This is a genomic window from Metabacillus hrfriensis (genome assembly GCF_030127205.1).
Lineage (GTDB): Bacteria > Bacillota > Bacilli > Bacillales > Bacillaceae > Bacillus_P > Bacillus_P dongyingensis.
In genome coordinates, this window is sequence record NZ_CP126116.1 from 3,765,276 (window position 1) to 3,785,701 (window position 20,426).

16 protein-coding genes are annotated in these 20,426 nt (G+C 41.5%); 1 reads left to right on the forward strand and 15 read right to left on the reverse strand.

Translation table 11 applies throughout. The annotated features are described in order from the left end of the window. Positions 1–34: 34 nt before the first annotated feature. Both QLQ22_RS18750 and hemA read right to left on the reverse strand, forming a co-directional pair. The gene (locus tag QLQ22_RS18750) at positions 35–868 is read right to left on the reverse strand and encodes a cytochrome C assembly family protein (RefSeq protein WP_223437024.1); all 834 of its coding nucleotides are present in this window, start codon (positions 866–868) and stop codon (positions 35–37) included. An 18-nt stretch (positions 869–886) separates the two neighbouring features. After that, complete coding sequence (gene hemA / locus QLQ22_RS18755; protein WP_223437026.1) at positions 887–2,242, reverse strand: glutamyl-tRNA reductase; 1,356 nt, start codon at positions 2,240–2,242, stop codon at positions 887–889. A gap of 213 nt (positions 2,243–2,455) precedes the next feature. Between hemA and QLQ22_RS18760 the strand changes: the two genes are divergently transcribed. Continuing rightward, positions 2,456–2,941, forward strand: coding sequence for a LiaF transmembrane domain-containing protein (locus QLQ22_RS18760; protein WP_223437028.1), 486 nt, complete (start codon positions 2,456–2,458; stop codon positions 2,939–2,941). A 101-nt stretch (positions 2,942–3,042) separates the two neighbouring features. Here QLQ22_RS18760 and yihA read toward each other — a convergent pair whose 3' ends face one another. The 13 genes from yihA to ilvB form a co-directional block, all read right to left on the reverse strand. Further along, positions 3,043–3,636 carry a ribosome biogenesis GTP-binding protein YihA/YsxC gene (gene yihA / locus QLQ22_RS18765; protein WP_223437030.1) on the reverse strand — a complete coding sequence of 198 codons (594 nt, stop codon included), beginning with the start codon at positions 3,634–3,636 and terminating at the stop codon, positions 3,043–3,045. Then, the gene (lon, locus tag QLQ22_RS18770) at positions 3,633–5,957 is read right to left on the reverse strand and encodes an endopeptidase La (protein WP_252207235.1); all 2,325 of its coding nucleotides are present in this window, start codon (positions 5,955–5,957) and stop codon (positions 3,633–3,635) included. The genes yihA and lon overlap by 4 nt, the downstream gene beginning before the upstream one ends. 285 nt (positions 5,958–6,242) lie before the next feature. Next, the gene (lonB, locus tag QLQ22_RS18775; RefSeq protein ID WP_223437034.1) at positions 6,243–7,904 is read right to left on the reverse strand and encodes an ATP-dependent protease LonB; all 1,662 of its coding nucleotides are present in this window, start codon (positions 7,902–7,904) and stop codon (positions 6,243–6,245) included. 174 nt (positions 7,905–8,078) lie between these two features. Beyond that, complete coding sequence (gene clpX, locus QLQ22_RS18780; protein ID WP_223437036.1) at positions 8,079–9,344, reverse strand: ATP-dependent protease ATP-binding subunit ClpX; 1,266 nt, start codon at positions 9,342–9,344, stop codon at positions 8,079–8,081. A gap of 426 nt (positions 9,345–9,770) precedes the next feature. Then, on the reverse strand, positions 9,771–11,057 hold the full coding sequence (gene tig, locus QLQ22_RS18785) for a trigger factor (protein WP_223437038.1): 1,287 nt from the start codon (positions 11,055–11,057) through the stop codon (positions 9,771–9,773). 242 nt (positions 11,058–11,299) lie between these two features. Further along, complete coding sequence (locus tag QLQ22_RS18790; protein WP_223437040.1) at positions 11,300–12,310, reverse strand: tetratricopeptide repeat protein; 1,011 nt, start codon at positions 12,308–12,310, stop codon at positions 11,300–11,302. A gap of 81 nt (positions 12,311–12,391) precedes the next feature. Beyond that, entirely contained in the window at positions 12,392–12,988 is a 597-nt protein-coding gene (gene leuD, locus QLQ22_RS18795; protein WP_223437042.1) for a 3-isopropylmalate dehydratase small subunit, read from the reverse strand. Next, complete coding sequence (gene leuC, locus QLQ22_RS18800; protein WP_223437044.1) at positions 12,960–14,399, reverse strand: 3-isopropylmalate dehydratase large subunit; 1,440 nt, start codon at positions 14,397–14,399, stop codon at positions 12,960–12,962. Before leuC ends, leuD begins: the two co-directional genes overlap by 29 nt. A 65-nt stretch (positions 14,400–14,464) precedes the next feature. Further along, positions 14,465–15,577, reverse strand: coding sequence for a 3-isopropylmalate dehydrogenase (gene leuB, locus QLQ22_RS18805; RefSeq protein WP_223437046.1), 1,113 nt, complete (start codon positions 15,575–15,577; stop codon positions 14,465–14,467). Positions 15,578–15,603: 26 nt separating this feature from the next. Continuing rightward, positions 15,604–17,148, reverse strand: a complete 1,545-nt coding sequence (locus QLQ22_RS18810; RefSeq protein ID WP_223437048.1) for a 2-isopropylmalate synthase — start codon at positions 17,146–17,148, stop codon at positions 15,604–15,606. Then, positions 17,135–18,157 (reverse strand): ketol-acid reductoisomerase, encoded by a 1,023-nt coding sequence (ilvC, locus tag QLQ22_RS18815; protein ID WP_284015330.1) that lies wholly within the window; start codon positions 18,155–18,157, stop codon positions 17,135–17,137. Before ilvC ends, QLQ22_RS18810 begins: the two co-directional genes overlap by 14 nt. A gap of 29 nt (positions 18,158–18,186) precedes the next feature. Then, positions 18,187–18,705, reverse strand: a complete 519-nt coding sequence (gene ilvN / locus QLQ22_RS18820; protein ID WP_223437052.1) for an acetolactate synthase small subunit — start codon at positions 18,703–18,705, stop codon at positions 18,187–18,189. Next, positions 18,702–20,420 carry an acetolactate synthase large subunit gene (ilvB, locus tag QLQ22_RS18825; RefSeq protein WP_223437054.1) on the reverse strand — a complete coding sequence of 573 codons (1,719 nt, stop codon included), beginning with the start codon at positions 20,418–20,420 and terminating at the stop codon, positions 18,702–18,704. Before ilvB ends, ilvN begins: the two co-directional genes overlap by 4 nt. Positions 20,421–20,426: the final 6 nt, after the last annotated feature.

Genomic DNA, 20,426 nt, shown 5'->3' on the forward strand with positions numbered 1-20,426 from the left:
CCTCCAACTTTCAGCCTGATGTATGGTGCATTTATTATGAATCCCATATATGAAACCGGGATAAACTTCCAAATAAAAAGAAATTAATCAATAAAATTAAAAAGGATGCTGCATTCAAGTAAGCAACCTGTTTACCCTGCCACTCTTTGACAATGCGGCTGTATAAATAAAAGCTGTAAACGAGAAGCATCATAAAGGATCCAAGCACTTTTGCATCGTACCAGTGAAAATTTGGAAGTTTTAAATACGCCCAAATAACCCCTAAAATTAAGCTTAATAACAGCATCGGTACTCCAATGACATTTAATACATATGACATATGATCAAGCTTTGTTAAATCATCGATTCTAAGTAACTGCTTTCCCCACTTCTTCTTTTTCAGCAGGTTGAATTGAATCAAGTAAAGCAGCGAAAAAACGAAAGACAGCGTGAATGCGCCATATGAAAGGATCGCCATCGTAATGTGAATAAACAGCAGTTCAGAGATCAACTGACCCGAAACAGCCGCAGATTCATACTGTGAAGGAGCAAATGTATGTATAGAGAGCATAATAAACCCTAAAACATTTGTAAAAAAGATAATAAAATCTACTCTCAAAAAACGGTTCAATACAACTGAAAGTGTAACAAGCACCCACGAGTAAAAGTATAAGCCTTCAGAAATATTTAAAATTGGAAATCTTCCGGTTGTAAACATTTGATAAAACAAAAAAATTGTTTGCAGCAGCCAAACAATAGAAAGCAACCAGAAGGCAGTCTTGTTTGCCTTCCGGTTGTTATGAATAAAATCTATGAAAAAAAAGAGAACGCTAAACGCATATATTATAATGATTAATTCATTGATTCTTGTTAAACTCATCTCTGGCATAAATCAAATTCCTCTCACTTACGATTGAAGTGAAGCTTTTCCTTGCTCAATCGGTGCTCTTGAGCTGCTTAAAGAAATTGAGTTTTCTTTTCGTTTTTGCTCTTCTACCGCTTCTTCAATATCAAAGATTTTCATGAAGAGATCAAGCGTGTGATCTGCATCAGGATCTGCAGACAATTCTTTCACCTTCAAAATCGGATCACGGAGCATTTGATTGATGATGCTTTTCGTATGTTTGTTTAAAAGTTTTAATTCACGTTCAGTCAGGTTTGGCATTTTCCGTTCAAGGCTTTGCATTGTTTCTGCCTGTATACCAAGAGCTTTTTGTCGAAGAGCGGAAATAACCGGTACAACGCCAAGTGTGCTGAGCCACTGTTTAAAGGCAACAATTTCACCTTCAACCATAATTCCAATCTCTTCAGCTGCTTTTTGTCTTTCTTGAAGATTGGCATCCACAATTCCCTGCAGATCATCAATATCATATAAGAAGACACTTTCAAGCTCATCCAGTCCCGGATCAAGATCACGGGGCACCGCAATGTCAACCATGAACAATGGTTTCCCTTTTCTCATCTTCTCAACTCCGGCCATCATGTCTTTTGTCACAACAAAATCTTTTGAGCCTGTGGAGCTGATTAAAATATCTGCTTCTACTAGAGCACATTGCAATTCACTCATGCTTTTCGCACTGCCACTGAATTTCATCGCCAGATTCTCCGCTTTTTCAAGTGTACGGTTCATGACTGTCACTTTGCGCACACCGCTTCCGTGAAGATTCTGCACAGCGAGCTCTCCCATTTTGCCTGCACCGAGAATAAGAACATGCTTATTAGATAAATCACCAAAGATTTTCTTTGCAAGCTCAACTGCAGCATAGCTGACTGAAACAGCATTTGCACCGATATCTGTTTCTGAATGTGCCTTTTTGGCAAGAGTAATGGCTTGTTTAAATAGGTGCTGAAAAACCGTTCCTATTGTGTCTTCCGTTTGACCAAGCAAGAAGCTTGACCGGACTTGTCCAAGTATCTGGGTTTCACCAAGAACCATAGAATCGAGTCCGCACGAAACGTTGAATAAATGATCGATTGCTCCATCATTTTCATACATAGTTAAAAAGGGTGAAAAAGAATCTTTGTCGATTCCAAACCACTCTGATAAAAATGCTTTAATATAATAACGGCCAGTATGAAGCTGGTCCACAATGGTATAAATTTCTGTCCGATTACAAGTCGAAACAATGATATTCTCTAAGATGCTCTTTTTGTCTTTCAGAGCTTTCATCGCATCTCCGAGCTCATTCGGATTAAACGTTAGTTTTTCGCGAATTTCGACAGGGGCAGTTTTATAATTTAAGCCAACAACTAAAATATGCATGATCCTATACACCCCACATACAAGAATACTATTACCATTATACCATGACATGCATTTTTCTCTTTTTTTAAATGTGAACAGTTCTTGAAAGCTTGTTCGTCTATGGTATGATACTATTTAAAAGCAAAAGCTGTTACATATTCGTCCACCTTGAACAATACCAAAAAAAGTGCTTACAATCAAGGAAATCGTTCTATTTAGAGGTGAAAATCAATGAAAAAATCGACAAATTTCTCTGCTCTCGCACTGCTTGCTATCGGATTTTACTACTTTCTGCAAACCTTTCAAATCGAGCTGTTTGAAAATCAGCAGTCCTGGCAAACATTGCTCATCCTGTTTGGACTGGTGTTTCTGATTGGCGGTCACTTCGATCAAGATGACAGCGCCATCCTGCCCGGCATACTCTTACTGGGACTCGGGATTCATTTTCATAGCATTGAACGTTTTCCAAATTGGCCCGAGCACGCGCCTGCCATTACCTTAATAATCGGACTCGGCATGCTGCTGCGGGCAGTAAAAACCAAATCAGGCTATTTTCAAGGATTCATTTTACTCCTGCTTGCCGTTTTTCTCCACTCATTTGACTCGATTATAAACGGGCTCGGCTGGGTTGAACAAGGGATGCAGGTCATCCAGAAATTTTGGCCTGTTCTGCTAATTCTTGGAGGTTTTTACTTATTATTTATTAAAAGAAAGTAAATTATGTAAGACCAGGAATTTAAATGATGAACTTCCAGCCGCAGCTTGCGGCTGGTTTTCTTTTCCCTATAAAAAGAACCAGCCGCGAGGCCGGTTCAATCTTATTTCTTTAAATTTGTATAATGCTCAATTGCAGACCACGCTTCTACTTTACCCTGTCCAGTTTCTGAAGAGAAGCAAATCAGCGGATCGTTCGGATCCTTATCAAGTGTTTCTCTTACAACTTTCATATGCTTTTGCCATTTGCCTTTAGGAATTTTATCGGCTTTTGTGGCAACTACAATTGTCGGGATATCATGGTGCTTGAGAAACTCGTACATCATGACATCATCTTTTGAAGGCGCATGGCGAAGGTCTACAAGTAAAACAGCCGCACAAAGCTGTCTGCGCTTTGTGAAATACGTTTCAATCATTTTCCCCCATGCATCCCGCTCCGATTTAGAAACTTTTGCATAGCCATAGCCCGGCACATCGACAAAATGAAGCACTTCATTAATAATATAGAAATTTAAGGTTTGGGTTTTGCCTGGCTTGGATGATGTCCGCGCCAGGTTTTTCCGGTTCAGCAATTTGTTGATAAACGACGATTTTCCTACGTTTGATCGTCCGGCAAGAGCAATTTCCGGCAAATCCAGATCTGGATATTGCTCGGGTTTTACTGCACTAATGACAATCTCAGAACTTGTTACTTTCATTCATTCTCTCCTACTAACGCATGCTGCAGCACTTCATCCAAATGTGATACAGGCACAAATGTTAAATCATTGCGGACACTTTCAGGGATATCTTCAATATCTTTTTCATTGTCTTTTGGCATAATGATTTTTGTTAATCCTGCCCGGTGCGCACTCAGCGTTTTTTCTTTTAATCCGCCGATTGGCAGAACTCTTCCTCTTAATGTGATTTCTCCGGTCATGCCGACTTCTTTTCTTACCGGCCTACCTGTCAGCGCTGAAATCAGCGCTGTGGCCATGGTAATTCCTGCTGAAGGACCATCTTTTGGCACGGCGCCCTCTGGAACATGAATATGAATGTCATGTTTTTCATGGAAATTCTCATCAATATTCAGCTCTTTTGCCCGTGAACGGATAAAGCTGAACGCTGCCTGAGCAGATTCTTTCATGACATCGCCAAGTTTTCCGGTTAAAATCAGTTTGCCTTTTCCAGGTGATAAAGAAACTTCAATTGAGAGAGTGTCCCCGCCTACTGTGGTATAGGCCAGGCCGGTTGCAACTCCGATTTGATCCTCTAGTTCAGCCTGACCGTAACGGAACTTGTTCTTTCCTAAATAATCAGCAAGATTTTTATCTGTAATAATAATTTTCTTGCGTTCTTCTGAAACAATTTGTTTGGCTGCTTTTCGGCAGATCGCTGCAAGCTGTCTCTCAAGACTTCTGACACCTGCTTCGCGGGTATGATAGCGAACAATATTTTGTAAGGCTGACTCGCGGATTTGCAGGTGCGATTTTTTCAAACCATGATCTTTCAGCTGTTTAGGCAGCAGATGATCCTTGGCAATATGGATTTTTTCAATTTCGGTGTAGCCTGCAATCGTGATGATCTCCATTCGGTCACGCAGTGGTCCAGGAATTGTTGACAAGTTATTGGCGGTAGCAATAAACATGACTTTAGATAAATCATAGGTCTCTTCAATATAATGATCACTGAATGTATGATTTTGTTCAGGGTCAAGCACCTCGAGCAAGGCAGAAGAAGGATCTCCTCTGAAATCATTAGACATTTTATCTATTTCATCCAGTAAAAAAACCGGGTTAATGGTTCCTGCTTTTTTCATGCCCTGAATAATGCGTCCAGGCATTGCACCGACATAAGTTCGGCGGTGACCGCGGATTTCAGATTCATCTCTTACTCCTCCAAGCGAGATTCGCACGAAGTTCCTGTCTAAAGATTTAGCAACCGAACGGGCAAGAGATGTTTTCCCTACTCCTGGAGGTCCTGATAAGCATAAAATCGGTCCTTTCAGTGAGTTTGTCAGTTTTTGAACAGCCAGGTATTCAAGCACACGGTCTTTTACTTTTTCAAGCCCGTAGTGATCTTCGTCCAAAATCGTTTCAGCACGTTTTAAATCAAGACGGTCAACAGTTGCATTAGACCACGGCAATGAGATAAGCCATTCCAGATAATTTCGTACGACAGAACTCTCAGCTGAGGTTGATGGTACTTTTTCAAAGCGTTCCAGTTCTTTCAAAGCAGTAAGTTTGATATGATCCGGCATGCCGGCATTCTCAATCTTTTCGCTCAGAACATCCACTTCACCCGTTTTGCCTTCTTTATCGCCAAGTTCTTTTTGAATGGCCTTCATTTGTTCGCGGAGATAGTATTCCTTCTGCGTTCTCTCCATTGACCGTTTCACACGCTGTCCGATTTTCTTTTCAAGCTGAAGGACTTCTTTTTCATTGTGAATGATTTCAATGACACGGTTTAACCGCTCTTTAATATCAAGAGTTTCAAGCACTTCCTGTTTTTCTTTCAATTTAAGCGGCAGGTGGGAAGCGATTATGTCTGCCATTCTGCCGGGCTCATCAATATCTGTAACGGTTGAAAGCGTTTCGCCTGAAATTTTCTTTGAAAGTTTTATGTATTGATCAAAGTGATCGAGCAGCGTTCTCATGAGCGCTTCATCTTCAGCGTCTTTTTCTGTGCTCTCTTCTAAGGAGGCTGCACCTACTGAAAAGTAGTCACCTTCATCTACATATTTTGTAATTTTCCCCCGCTGCATGCCTTCTACAAGGACACGGATTGTTCCATTAGGCAGCTTCAGCATTTGTTTAATTTTCGTTAATGTTCCCACTGAAAAGATATCGTCTTCGGTTGGTTCATCAATTGAAATATCACGTTGAGTTGTTAAAAAGATTATATGATCATCCATCATCGCTTTCTCTAGCGCCTGTACGGATTTTTCGCGTCCTACATCAAGGTGAAGTACCATTGTCGGGTACACTAACAATCCTCTAAGAGGTAGGAGGGGGACGATTTTATCTTCTTTTTTCGCCAACTTTCATACACCTCCATGACTATAGTATCAATCATTATAATATAATGAGTTCATTCTTGTACAATTCTAGCTCATCGTCAAAATTGTGTCTATTTGTAAATCATATAGTGTTACCTTATGTAGTATACCCTTTCCTCGTTCAGAAGACTAAAGAAATTACTTCCGTGTATCAAAAAAGCGTAATCATCCGTTCAGGAGCAGGAAGACAAATAAGAATCCGGCAGAAAAATCCGTGTTTATGAGCAAAAATTTTATACTTCCTTTATCACTTAAAAAACCTCGAGACTACCCGAGGTCTTGTTTTATTAACGATGTAATCGGCGCAGGCACTTCGGTTGGAGGATTAAGCAGAGCTGCATCGAACACTTCCTGCAAATTCGTAACCGGGATGATATGTATGCCTTCAACCGTTTTTAGTATCGACTGCATATTCTCAGCCGGAATAATAACTGTTTTCGCACCTGCAAGCTTAGCTGCTTTTATCTTCGGCACAACCCCGCCAATCGGTTTTACGCTGCCATGAATGCTGATCTCTCCCGTCATGGCTACAGTATGATCAACCGGAATTTTGTGAATAGCCGAAAAAATGCCTGTTGCCATCGCAATTCCCGCTGATGGCCCATCTACAGGTATGCCTCCTGGGAAGTTTACATGGATATCATAATCATCTGCTTTAATGCCCATTGACCGCAAGACAGTTATGACATTTTCAATTGAACCTTTAGCCATGCTTTTTCTTCTGACCGATTTGCCTCTGTCTCCGATGCTTTCTTCTTCTACAATTCCTGTGATATTAATGTTTCCTTTATCTTTGGCATGAATGACCGTCACTTCAATTTCAAGCAGGGAACCTGAATTCGGCCCGTGAACAGCAAGTCCATTAACGAGACCTATTTTTGCATCCGCATAGATCTTTTTATCATATCTCGGTGTAAGCTGGCTTGAACTTACCACCCATTCAATATCCTGCATCGTGATTTCTGATCGGTCTTCCGTCATTGCCATGCCTGCTGCGATCTGCATCATGTTAACAACCTCGCGTCCGTTTCTTACATATGAAGTTAAAGTTGCTATGCTCGGCTCGCTTACTTTCATATTAACTTTGACTGCTGCTTTTCTTGCTACAACCGCAAGCTCAGCCTGCTCCAAATCTCTGAAGAAGACTTCCAGACACCGTGAGCGGATTGCTGGGGGAATTTCGTTTGGCGTTCTGGTCGTTGCCCCGATTAAACGAAAATCTGCAGGCAGTCCATTTTGAAAAATATCATGAATGTGGTTTGGAATCTGAGTATTCTCTTCACTATAATAGGCACTTTCTAAAAAGACTTTACGGTCCTCTAAAACTTTCAGCAGCTTGTTCATCTGTATCGGATGCAGTTCTCCTATTTCATCTATGAAAAGTACGCCTCCGTGCGCATTTGTTACAGCCCCCTGCTTGGGCTGGGGAATACCGGCCTGGCCCATCGCGCCTGCCCCCTGATAAATAGGATCATGTACAGAACCAATCAGAGGATCGGCAATGCCTCTTTCATCGAACCGTGCTGTTGTTGCATCTAATTCGATAAAAACCGCTGCAGGTTTAAATGGTGACTTCATATTTCTTTTCGCTTCCTCAAGCACAAGTCTTGCAGCCGCAGTCTTGCCCACTCCTGGAGGACCATATATGATTACATGCTGAGGATTGGGCCCGCATAAAGCTGCTTTAAGCGCCTTGATTCCGTCTTCCTGGCCTACAATATCTGAAAAGCTTTTAGGGCGAACTCTTTCTGCCAGAGGCTCAGATAATTTAATCGATCTCATCTTTTTTAATTGCTCCATCTCTTTCCGTGATTCGCGGTCGATTGATACCTTTTGTGTACGCTGATTTTTTAATAAGTTCCAAAAGTACAAGCCAATAATGACCCCGAAAAACAGTTGCACAAATAATGCAATTCCAGTCCAGCTCATAGTGGTCCCTCCTACTGCGATGTCATGTTTATAAGCTAGTATCTCCGAGGGTGTTGCGGAATAAACGTGAATAAATTAACTATAATTTAGATATTGATGTATAAAAACACGTAATCTTTCAAATGAAAAATATACAAAAAAACCTTGCGGGATAATCCCGCAAGGCTTTCAATATTAAGCAGAAGTTTTCGTATCTTCTTCAATAACCGTGCCATCAGTCAGTATTAACTTAGGCGGTACTTTATCTGTGACTGTTTCCGGAGTAATGATGCATTTTGTAATATCATCACGTGATGGAAGCTCAAACATAACTTCAAGCATGAGTCCTTCAATAATAGAACGAAGTCCGCGTGCACCTGTTTTGCGCTCAATTGCTTTTTTAGAAATTTCCATCAGCGCATTTTCTTCAAACTCAAGTTCTACGCCATCTAAATCAAGCATTTTTTGATACTGCTTAACAAGAGCATTCTTAGGTTTTGTCAGAATTTCAATCAGTGCTTCTTCATCTAATGGCTGAAGGCTTGCGATAATCGGCAGACGGCCAATGAATTCCGGAATAAGTCCGAAACGCAGAAGATCTTCAGGAAGTACTTTTGAAAGAAGCATTTTTTGGTCAAGTTCATCATCTTTTTTGTCAGAGCCGAAGCCGATAACCTTTTGGCCTAAGCGGCGCTTAACAATTTGTTCGATGCCGTCAAAGGCACCGCCGCAAATAAATAAGATGTTTGTAGTATCAATTTGAATGAATTCTTGATGCGGGTGTTTCCGTCCGCCCTGCGGTGGAACACTTGCAACCGTACCTTCAAGAATTTTAAGAAGTGCCTGCTGCACACCTTCACCTGAAACATCACGTGTAATCGACGGATTTTCAGACTTGCGGGCAACTTTATCAATTTCATCGATGTATATAATGCCTTTTTCAGCTTTTTCTACATCATAATCAGCAGCTTGGATTAATTTTAAAAGAATGTTTTCAACATCTTCCCCAACATATCCGGCTTCCGTTAAAGATGTAGCATCAGCAATAGCAAAAGGAACATTCAAAATGCGTGCTAATGTTTGAGCAAGGAGCGTTTTTCCGCTTCCTGTCGGCCCGATCATCGCGATGTTACTCTTAGATAACTCTACTTCATCAATCTTGCTGTTGGAATTAATGCGTTTGTAGTGGTTATAAACAGCTACAGCAAGGCTCTTTTTGGCTTGTTCCTGCCCAATGACATATTCGTCTAATATTTCGCGAATTTCTTTCGGCTTAGGAACATCTTTAAATTCAACTTCTTCTTCTGTTCCCAGTTCTTCTTCAACGATCTCTGTGCATAATTCAATGCACTCGTCACATATATAGACACCTGGTCCAGCAACTAATTTACGAACCTGGTCTTGAGTTTTACCGCAAAACGAACATTTCAGCTGACCTTTTTCGTCATTAAATTTAAACATGTTTTCACCCCTTATATCTTTGTATCATCAAAGTACCCATACATCTTCATCTATAGGAGAAGCTGCTCTGGATGGATTATCTTTCTTATTCCTAAGTATAAAGGTAATGGGAATGAATATCACGCAACTTACCTTATCCGCTGGTCCGAAGCGGTTAAAGCCTGAAAAATTGGTATGTATTGCATTGTACCATAAGTATGTAGAGTACAGGAAATAAAACCACTCTGCCTGTGCAGATTAGAGTGTTTGTATATATAATTCGCTCTTTGGCTTTAAAATCCTTGCTCCCGCAAAAAAATGAATCTTTTTCTTAACCTTATATGTATGTAGCATCCGGTAATTATATAGTACCCAATGCGATTAAAAATAAATCTATTTTGCAAAACAAGGCACGAATCATTTCGCGCCTTGTTTCTTTCCTATTTATTATGCAGCTTCTTTGCTGTTTTCAACAAGGAAGTCGATTGCTTTGCGCACTTTAAGATCTTCTTTTAATCCTTCTAAAGATCCAAGAGCTTGCTTGATGTTTTCAACAGGCATGTTGTACATTTCAGCCATTTTAGCAATCTCAGCATCTACTTCTTCATCAGTAACTTCGATGTTTTCTGCTTTAGCAATTGCTTCAAGAGTCAAATTGTACTTCACGCGTTTAGAAGCATCTTCTTTCATTTGCTCTTTTAATGCATCTTCATCTTGACCAGAGAATTGGAAGTATAACTCAAGATTCATGCCTTGTGCTTGAAGACGCTGTTCAAATTCCTGCATCATGCGGCTAACTTCGTTTTCGATTAATACTTGAGGAATATCAACTTCTGCATTGTCAGAAGCTTTGTCTACAAGTGAGTCACGAAGTGTGTTTTCCGCTTCAGCTTTTCTAGTTTCTTCCAGGCGAGTTCTTGTTTTAGCTTTTAAAGCTTCAAGACTTTCCACTTCTTCATCTACGTCTTTAGCAAATTCATCATCTAAAGCAGGAAGTTCTTTTGCTTTGATTTCATGAAGCTTCACTTTGAAAGTTGCCGGCTTTCCAGCAAGGTTTTCAGCATGGTACTCTTCAGGGAATGTTACTTCAACGTCTTTTTCTCCGCCAGCCTCTAGGCCTACAAGCTGATCTTCAAAGCCAGGGATGAAAGAGCCAGAACCGATTTCAAGTGTATAGTTTTCAGCTGTTCCGCCTTCGAATGCTTCGCCGTCGACGAATCCTTCGAAATCGATTACAACTGTATCGCCATTTTCAACAGCGCCTTCTTCTTTAACAACCAGTTCAGCATGACGCTCCTGCAATGTTTTAATTTCAGCATCCACATCTTCTTCAGATACTTCTGCATTCAATTTTTCTACTTCAAGGCCTTTGTATTCGCCTAATTTCACTTCTGGTTTTACAACAACTTTAGCAGTGAAAATTAAGTTTTTGCCTTTTTCGATTTGTTCAACATCGATTTCAGGACGGTCGATTGGATCGATGCCAGCTTCTTCAACTGCTTGAGGATATACTTCAGGAAGAAGGATATCTAAAGCATCTTGATAAAGTGACTCTACGCCAAAACGCTGTTCGAACATTCCGCGTGGTACTTTACCTTTGCGGAATCCTGGAATATTTACTTGCTTTGATACTTTTTTGAATGCTTCATCAAGGGCATTGCTGAACGTTTCCGCATCAACTTCTACTGTCAGAACGCCTTGATTACCCTCTAACTTTTCCCATTTTGCAGACATATGTTTCCCTCCAAAAAATCTATTGAAATAGTGACATAATCTAGGTTAGGTTTGGCAAAGTATGCCTTGTCCATTTTAAACAAGTGCTTCCTTTGTTATACCCTTATGTAGATGATTTACTAAATCGGCCAGTGTAGTGTATGATGTCTGCACGCATAAGGGTACATTCCTTTATGTACGGCGGATCATCATTTTACAACCATTTTATTATAACATAGAAAAAATTCCTTTCAACATTTACGTTAGATTTGCAAATAAGAAATTTCTTCTATTTCATAAATTTTTCTTGATGCTTCAATCAGCCTATTTTCTTTTACTTCATATAAATAGCTGACCTCTTCTGCAGGTGCGGCAATGCCGTGCATTTCATAGCCGGCATAATGAAGAGCAGCTGCCCACAGCCTCGCTTCGGCAGGTTCAGGCAAAAATGGAAATAACACATACAAATGGCGGATCCATACTTCTTTTACTGCTTCAAACAGCGCAGGATTCTCCTGACCAAGAATATCATCCAGCACATTCAGTACTTTCTTGGTAAACGGAAGCTCTGATAAGTCTTCAAGCTCTGCAGGAATCAGCGACATCGTTTTGCCGAACTTAACAATTTTCACTTCTTTTGCCACCTCATTCTCCATAAGCAAATGGAGAATCATTGATTGAACAACAGGATGGCTGCCTGCATTCTTTAAGATGGATTGAAGCTGCTGCATGTGTCTTGATACATTGCGGTCTTTTAAGGATTGAACATAGGCAACCTGCTGATTAATCGTATCAAGCAAATTCCTCGGTTCTGTATAGCTTTCATCTTCCTCGTCATCATCAATCGGAAAATCATCGTCCTCCGTCATCTTCCTGCTGAAATCAAGAAGCTTGTAAAAATGCTCGGCCTGATCATGCGGCAGCTGATTTTCCTGAAGCACAGCCTCTATGGTCTGCTGCACTTCGCTGTATTGTCTGAGCTGAATAAGGACCGTCAAATAAACCTGCAGCACGGTAAAATAGTCTCCGATATCTTCGTGGAGCATTTTCCGGCAAACGGACTTTGCTTCTTCAAGCTCTCCAAGCTCCATCAGGCATAATGCGATTCCGAGATGAATCTCAGCCCTTTCTTCTCCAAGCTCCAGTACTTCATAAAAGAGGGAGAGTGCTTCTTTAAACTGTTTATTTTTCAGGGCTTCCAATCCTTTATCAACTAACCGCTCGCTTAAGTTAGGAAAGGGAATAACTTTTCTCTGTTTTTTTCCATCCATCATTATAGGATCATCTCCGGCTTGCTATTTGCCTACAAGTGTACCAATGGACGGTTTAGAAAACAAGAAAAGAAGAGCCCGGATTTACGGCATCCAGACTCTTCTTGATTTTTCATAATCCGCAATATGTTCTTCATACATGAAAGTAAGGGAAATTTCATCATGTCCGTTCAGCAGCATATCTTTCCAGTATGGATCGACCGTGAACGTATAAAGAACTGTTTCTCCTTCGCGAATTTCTTGTTTTTCAAGGTCAATCGTGCACTCAAATTGAGGATTTGAGCTCTTCTCAATTAACTGCTGATGAAAATGTTCTTCTATTCTAATAGGAAGCAATCCATTTTTCAGGCAATTTTGATGAAAAATATCTGCAAAAGAAGGGGCAATGATGACTTTGAATCCATAATCCCCAAGTGCCCAAGGAGCATGCTCTCTGGATGATCCGCAGCCGAAATTCTCTCCTGCAACTAAGATGCTTGCACCTGCTGCTTCAGGCTTATTCAGTTCGAATTCAGGATTTTCTGTGCCGTCATTTAAATATCTCCAGTCAAAAAAAGCAAATCTCCCATATCCGGTCCGTTCAATCCTTTTTAAGAACTGCTTCGGAATAATTTGATCTGTATCGACATTCGACCTGTTTAAAACAGCAAGTTTACCTTTGTGCACTTGAAATGCTTCCACTTGCAATCCCTCCTGTTAGTTCTCTGACATCTACAAATCTGCCGTAAATCGCTGCCGCTGCAGCCATGGCCGGACTGACAAGATGCGTTCTTGCCCCTTTTCCCTGTCTGCCCTCAAAATTTCGATTTGACGTTGAAGCACAGCGTTTCCCTTCAGGCACAATATCATCATTCATGCTCAAACACATGCTGCAGCCTGATTCACGCCATTCAAATCCTGCGTTAATAAAAATATGATGAAGGCCTTCTTCTTCTGCCTGAAGCTTCACTTTTTGAGAACCGGGAACGACGATCGCTCTTACAGATGGATTTACCTGTCTATCCTTAATAACATCTGCAGCCTGGCGCAGATCTGTTATTCTGGAATTTGTGCAGGATCCGATAAACACATAATCTATTTCAATATCCTGTACCCTGGTATCTGGTTCAAGACCCATATAGAAATAAGCTCTCTCCGCTTCCTGTTTCTCTTCCACCTTATTGAACATGCTTGTGTTCGGCACTTTTTGATCAACAGCTACAGCCATGCCCGGATTCGTCCCCCAGGTAACCATTGGAGATATATCGGCAGCTTCAATGGCGATTTTATCGTCATATTCTGCCCCTGGATCACTTTTCAGGTTTTGCCAATAGGCAATTGCCTCCTTCAAGTCTTCTCCCTTTGGTGCAAATTCCCTGCCTTCAATATATGCAAAAGTTGTTTCATCAGGAGCAATGAGTCCAGCACGAGCTCCTGCTTCAATTGACATATTGCAGACCGTCATCCGTTCGTCCATCGACATCTTTTCAATCGCTTCACCTGTAAATTCAATGACATATCCAGTTCCAAAACGCACCCCGAATGAACCAATTATATATAAAATAACATCTTTTGCTGTTACCCCTTTTTTCAAGGAGCCGTTTATATGGATGTTTAATGTTTTCGGTTTTTGCTGCCACAGTGTTTGTGTTGCCAGCACATGTTCTACTTCACTAGTTCCAATTCCAAATGCCAGTGCCCCAAAGGCACCATGTGTAGATGTATGACTATCTCCGCAAACAATTGTTTTACCAGGCAGCGTAAGTCCAAGCTCAGGTCCGATTACATGCACAATTCCCTGATCTGTACTGCTAAGGTCAGCAAGCCTGATTCCAAATTCACGGCAATTGGCCTCAAGTGCGCTTACCTGAAGTTTTGCAACTTCATCTTTAATCTCAAATCGGTTAACCGTTGGAATATTATGATCCATGGTAGCGAACGTATTTGCAGGCCTTCTTACCTTTCTTCCGTTCTGCCTTAAACCTTCAAACGCCTGCGGGGAGGTGACCTCATGAATCAGATGCAGATCTATATACAGAAGATCTGGCTGATCGTCTTTCCGATAGACAACATGATCATCCCATATTTTTTCTACTATTGTTCTGGCTTTCAAATGAATACCCCCTTTAAAGTTTAAAAGATTGGCGCTTTTCATATAGATGAAAAGCGCCGTAAAAGTTATGCATAAGCTTCCATAATGTTTAAAATGGCATGATCATCCGCAAGTGCTTCTTTAATTTCTTCAATAAGCTTGGTAGTAGAAAGCGGTGTTTCTCCTTTTCTTGTTAAATCCGCCGTTCTTTTGCCGGAATCCAGTACATGTTTGACAGCATTTTCGATCGCTTCCGCCTCTTCTTCCATTTGGAAGGAGTGTCTCAGCATCATAGCTGCTGACAAAATCATGGCGACAGGATTTGCTTTGTCTTCACCCGCAATATCAGGTGCCGAGCCATGAACGGGCTCATAAAGATGGAGTCCAGTTGCACTCAAGCTAGCTGATGGCAGCATTCCAAGGGATCCGGTTAGCATGGAAGCCTCGTCGCTTAAAATATCGCCAAACATATTTTCCGTTACAATCACATCAAATTGTTTTGGATTATGAATAAGCGCCATCGCTGCATGATCGACTAGCATATGCTGAAGCTCTACATCAGGGAATTTCATTGCAACTTCTTCAGCAACTTCCCTCCACATTCGGCTTGATTCTAAAACATTCGCTTTATCAACAGAAGTCACTTTCTTTTTCCTTCCCTGCGCTAGCTGAAAGGCTCTTTCAATGATGCGTTCCATTTCATCCCGCTTATAAAACAGAGTATCCACTACCGTGTGCTCCCCGTTTTTCACATACCGTTCGCTTGGTTTTCCAAAATAAAGACCGCCTGTTAATTCTCTGACAATCATGAAGTCGACGCCTTCCACATACTCCCGTTTAAGAGGAGAGGAATCGAGCAGGCTCTCAACTGTTTCAACAGGCCGGAGATTAGCGTACAAATCAAGCTCCTTCCGAAGAGCAAGCAGCCCTTTTTCAGGTCTTAAATGAGACGGATTCTTATCCCATTTCGGCCCTCCTACTGAACCAAGCAGAACTGCGTCAGATTCTCTGCACATTTGCAGCGTTTCCTGCGGAAGCGGAGAATTCATTTCATCGATCGCCGCTCCTCCAATTAATCCATATTGAAAATGAAAACGATGATAGTAATGTTCTTCAATCGCTTTTAAAATTTCCACTGCACCATCCATAACTTCTTTTCCAATACCGTCGCCCGGCAATAATGCAATTTTCTTCTCCATTTATCTCTGCCTCCTTCATGATTTTATTAAACAGTAGCTTTTAGACTTTCCCGGGCCTGAGCCTTTAAAATAAGAATTCGATTTACAGCGTTCAAATAGGCTTTCGCAGAGGCTTCAAGAACATCTTGCGCCATTCCCCTGCCGCTTGATTCAACGCCTCCGACCATGACTTTTACAAAGACTTGAGCAAAAGCATCCCGGCCGCTGCTGTTTGATTGAATCCGATAGTCCTGAAGTTTAATAGAAAAACCTGTGCACCTTTCAAGAGTATTGTAGATGGCTTCTACACTGCCTCCGCCAGTAGCTGCTTCCTGTACAAGCTGCTGCTCCTGGTTTTTCAAAGTAACTGTAGCAGTAGGGACCTGGGTTGTTCCGTACTGGACCTGAAGGGATACTAGTTCAAACATATCCTCGCTTCTTTCAACTTTTTCCTCTATTACAAGTGCGGCAATATCTTCGTCTGTGAATTCTTTCTTCTTCTCAGACAGTGTTTTGAACGTTTTAAAGATTTTATGTGATTCTTCTTCCGTTACATTGAAGCCAAGCTCGATCAGCTTGCTTTTAAATGCGTGACGTCCTGAATGCTTTCCAAGAACCATTGAATTAGTGCCGACTCCTACAAGCTCCGGAGAAATAATTTCGTATGTCGTTTTTTCCTTCAGTACACCATCCTGGTGAATACCTGATTCATGGGCAAAGGCGTTTTTTCCGACAACAGCTTTATTCGGCGGAATCATCATTCCTGTCAGCTTGCTTACTAAATCGCTTGTTTTCTTGATCTCATCCAGCTTCATATTGGTTTTTGCACCAAAGTAATCTGAACGAATATGGAGGGCAACGCCGATTTCCTCAAGTGATGCATTCCCTGCACGTTCACCTATTCCATTAATCGTACCTTCAATTTGCCCTGCTCCATTTTCAATGGCTGCCAAGGAATTCGCAACAGCCATTCCAAGATCATCATGGCAATGTGCTGATAAGATGACGTTCTCAATGCCCTTGACATTTGATTTCAAATACTGAAAAATCTCTCCGTATTCTTTTGGGTTAATGTAGCCCACCGTATCCGGAATATTAATCACATTTGCACCAGCTGCAATCACTTCTTCAACGATTTTCGCCAAAAATGGAAGCTCGCTTCTGCATGCATCTTCTGCAGACCATTGAATAAGCGGAAAGAACTTCGATGCATATTTAACGGATTCAACTGCTGTTTTAATTACCTGCTCCGGAGACTGCTTTAATTTATATTGCATATGAATGGGCGATGTCGCAAGGAATACATGAAGCCTCGGGTGTGCACCATCCTTCAATGCATCCCATGCTGCATCGATATCCGTTTTCAATGATCTTGCAAGTCCTGTAACAGAACAATTTTTAATGCTTCTTGCAATCTCCTGTACAGCTGAAAAATCTCCTTTTGAGGAAGCCGGAAACCCGGCCTCCATAATATCAACACCAAGACGTTCAAGCTGAAAAGCAATCTGCAGTTTTTCTTTTGCATTTAAATTGACTCCTGCTGATTGTTCGCCATCTCTTAGCGTTGTATCAAATAAGTTAATTTTTCGCACTTGCGACCACTTCTTTCCGTTTTGGCTTAACAAATGGCATCATTTCACGAAGCTTTCTCCCCACTACCTCAATTTGATGTTCATTTTCACGATTGTTGATTGCGTTGAACTGAGGACGATTGACTTGGTTTTCAATGATCCAGTCTTTTGCAAATTTACCGGATTGAATATCATGCAAGACTTCCTTCATTGATTCTTTTACTCTTTCATCTACAACTCTTGGTCCAGATACGAAGTCTCCCCATTGTGCTGTATCTGAAATTGAATATCTCATTCCCGCCATTCCATCTTCATACATAAGGTCAACAATCAGCTTCAGCTCGTGCAGACACTCAAAGTATGCAAGCTCTGGCTGGTATCCCGCTTCTACTAATGTTTCAAATCCAGCTTTTACAAGAGATGTTAATCCTCCGCATAAAACTGCCTGCTCTCCGAAAAGGTCTGTTTCCGTCTCTTCTTTAAAGGTAGTTTCAAGCACTCCTGCTCGAGCTCCTCCGATTGCTTTTGCATAGGCTAATGCAAGATCCTTTGCCTCGCCTGTTACATCCTGATGGACTGCGAATAATGCAGGAACACCGGCACCGTCCTCAAACGTTCTTCTGACAAGATGTCCCGGACCTTTAGGAGCAACTAAAAATACGTCTACAAATTCAGGGGGAACAATCTGATTAAAGTGAACGTTAAATCCGTGTGCAAATACTAATGCATTTCCTGGCTGCAGCTGGTCTTTGATTTCTGCTTCATATACTTTTTGCTGCTGTTCGTCAGGCAAGAGCACCATCACTACATCTGCTTGAGCTGCTGCTTCTTTAACCGTTGTAACCTCTACTCCCTCTGAAGCAGCCTTGTTAAATGAATTTCCTTTGCGAACGCCGACTACTACATCAATTCCGCTGTCTTTCAAGTTCAGTGCATGAGCATGCCCCTGTGAGCCGTAACCGATCACTGCAACCTTTTTACCTGCTAATACTTCCTCTTTAACATCACCGTTATAATATACTTTTACCATGTCCATTCTCTCCTTTTAATGTCAATTAGTTAGACGATTGAATATGTTTTAGCGCTATTTGCAGAACGCTGTGTTCCTCTAGTGAAAGCAGTTGTGCCGGTTCTGGCAATTTCTTTGATGCCATAAGGCCTTAATAGATCAATGATTGCTTCAATTTTTTCTGCTTCGCCAGTAACCTGAACAACTACACTGTCACGGCTTACATCAATAACTGTTGCCCTGAAAGGCTCAATCACACCCTGAACTTCCATTCTTGTCGCTGGAGGTGCGATTACTTTTATGAGGGCGAGCTCTCTGGCGACAATCGATTGATTTGTTATATCCTGCACTTTTAAAACATCAATCTGTTTATTCAGCTGTTTTGTAATCTGTTCAACTTCCTTTTCGTCTTCAACGTGAATGACAAAGGTCATTCTTGAGATTCCTTCAATTTCTGCATGCCCGACTGTGATGCTTTCAATATTGTAATGTCTTTTTGTAAATAAACCGGTAATCCTGTTAAGGACCCCTGAGCGATTGTTGACTGTAAGCGTAAGAATTCGCTTCACGGTTTAACACCCACCATTTCATGTAATCCTTTTCCTGGAGCAATCATCGGGTATACATTTTCCATCTGGCTTACATTTACGTTAAACAGAACAGGTTCATTCGATAAAAGAGCCTGTTTGAAAGCCGGAAAATCTTCTTCAGTCTGAATTTTCAGTCCCTTCATTCCGTATGCTTCCGCTAATTTCACGAAATCAGGCTGCGATTGAAAAACAGATTGCGAATATCTTTCTTCATAGAAGATTTCCTGCCACTGTCTGACCATTCCAAGCACTCCGTTGTTCAGTAAAATCACTTTAACCGGCAAATTAAGTTCGTGGATAACAGATAGTTCCTGAAGTGTCATTTGGAAACCGCCGTCTCCAAGGATTGCGATAACATTAGCATCCTTTTCAGCAAGCTGGGCTCCAATAGCTGCCGGCAATCCGAATCCCATTGTGCCGAGCCCCCCGGATGTAACCCAGCGATTCGGCTGCTGCAGGCGGTAGTACTGCGCTGCCCACATTTGATGCTGACCGACATCTGTAGTAATAATCGCCTCACCATTTGTCCATTCATGAATGAGTTCAATCATATGCTGAGGTTTAAGCTCTTCATCTGATTTTTTGTACCATAATGGCAAGGACTTTTTATTATTCTGTAAGGCTGTATACCATTCATCATGCTGGCTTCGTTTGCCGTTTTGATGAATGAGATTTTCAAGAACAAGCTTTGCATCGCCAACAACTGGAATTTTGGTTTCAACCACTTTGCCGATTTCAGCAGGATCGATATCAATATGGGCAATCGTTGCATTTTTGGCAAAATGATTTAAGTTCCCTGTTACCCTGTCATCAAACCGTGCACCGACACTGATTAATAAATCACATTCATATAACGCCATGTTTGCGGTATATGTACCGTGCATTCCGGCCATTCCGAGAAAGAGAGGATGATCTGCAGGAAAACTTCCCAGACCAAGCAGTGTGTTTGCGACTGGTATGTGCTGCTGTTCGGCGTATTCTTTCAGCAGCTCGCTTCCTTTAGCATGAAGCACTCCTGCTCCGGCTAAAATGACCGGCTTTTTAGCACTGCTGACCGCTTCGACAAGCTTTCTGATTTGAAGATAATTCGGTTCCGTTTTTGGCTGGTATCCCGGAAGATGAACGGGAGTGTCGTAGTTGAAAATCCCTTCCGCTACTGCGATATCCTTTGGAACATCGATGAGTACCGGACCGGGTCTTCCTGTTGTTGCGATATGAAAAGCTTCCTTGATGATGCGCGGGAAATCATTTACATCCCGGACTTGATAATTATGCTTAGTAATCGGCATTGTGATACCAATTACATCCGCTTCCTGGAAAGCATCTGTTCCAATGACGGAAGATGCAACCTGACCTGTAAATACAACCAGCGGCAGGGAATCAATCATAGCATCCGTAAGTCCAGTAATCAGGTTCGTTGCGCCTGGCCCTGAGGTTGCAATGACGACTCCAGGTTTGCCTGAAACTCTCGCATAGCCCTCAGCTGCATGAATTCCGCCTTGCTCATGCCTTGTTAAAATGTGATACATGCCAGAGTTATAGAGTTTGTCATAGATTGGAAGAACAGCCCCTCCCGGATAACCAAAAATCATCTCTACTTTCTCCCGTTTTAAAGCTTCAATCATCATCATGGCCCCGGACATCGTTTTCGTACACTTGGCAGAATTTGCATCCAATTGTACCTTCATACTCATTGATTA

Bases quoted from the DNA above. Each gene is read 5' to 3' on its own strand.
- yihA (WP_223437030.1), bottom strand. From the start codon at position 3,636: ATGAAAGTAACAAGTTCTGAGATTGTCATTAGTGCAGTAAAACCCGAG.
- tig (WP_223437038.1), bottom strand. From the start codon at position 11,057: ATGTCTGCAAAATGGGAAAAGTTAGAGGGTAATCAAGGCGTTCTGACA.
- ilvB (WP_223437054.1), bottom strand. From the start codon at position 20,420: ATGAGTATGAAGGTACAATTGGATGCAAATTCTGCCAAGTGTACGAAA.
- QLQ22_RS18750 (WP_223437024.1), bottom strand. From the start codon at position 868: ATGCCAGAGATGAGTTTAACAAGAATCAATGAATTAATCATTATAATA.
- ilvC (WP_284015330.1), bottom strand. From the start codon at position 18,157: ATGGTAAAAGTATATTATAACGGTGATGTTAAAGAGGAAGTATTAGCA.
- hemA (WP_223437026.1), bottom strand. From the start codon at position 2,242: ATGCATATTTTAGTTGTTGGCTTAAATTATAAAACTGCCCCTGTCGAA.
- leuB (WP_223437046.1), bottom strand. From the start codon at position 15,577: ATGGAGAAGAAAATTGCATTATTGCCGGGCGACGGTATTGGAAAAGAA.
- QLQ22_RS18790 (WP_223437040.1), bottom strand. From the start codon at position 12,310: ATGATGGATGGAAAAAAACAGAGAAAAGTTATTCCCTTTCCTAACTTA.
- clpX (WP_223437036.1), bottom strand. From the start codon at position 9,344: ATGTTTAAATTTAATGACGAAAAAGGTCAGCTGAAATGTTCGTTTTGC.
- lonB (WP_223437034.1), bottom strand. From the start codon at position 7,904: ATGAGCTGGACTGGAATTGCATTATTTGTGCAACTGTTTTTCGGGGTC.
- QLQ22_RS18760 (WP_223437028.1), top strand. From the start codon at position 2,456: ATGAAAAAATCGACAAATTTCTCTGCTCTCGCACTGCTTGCTATCGGA.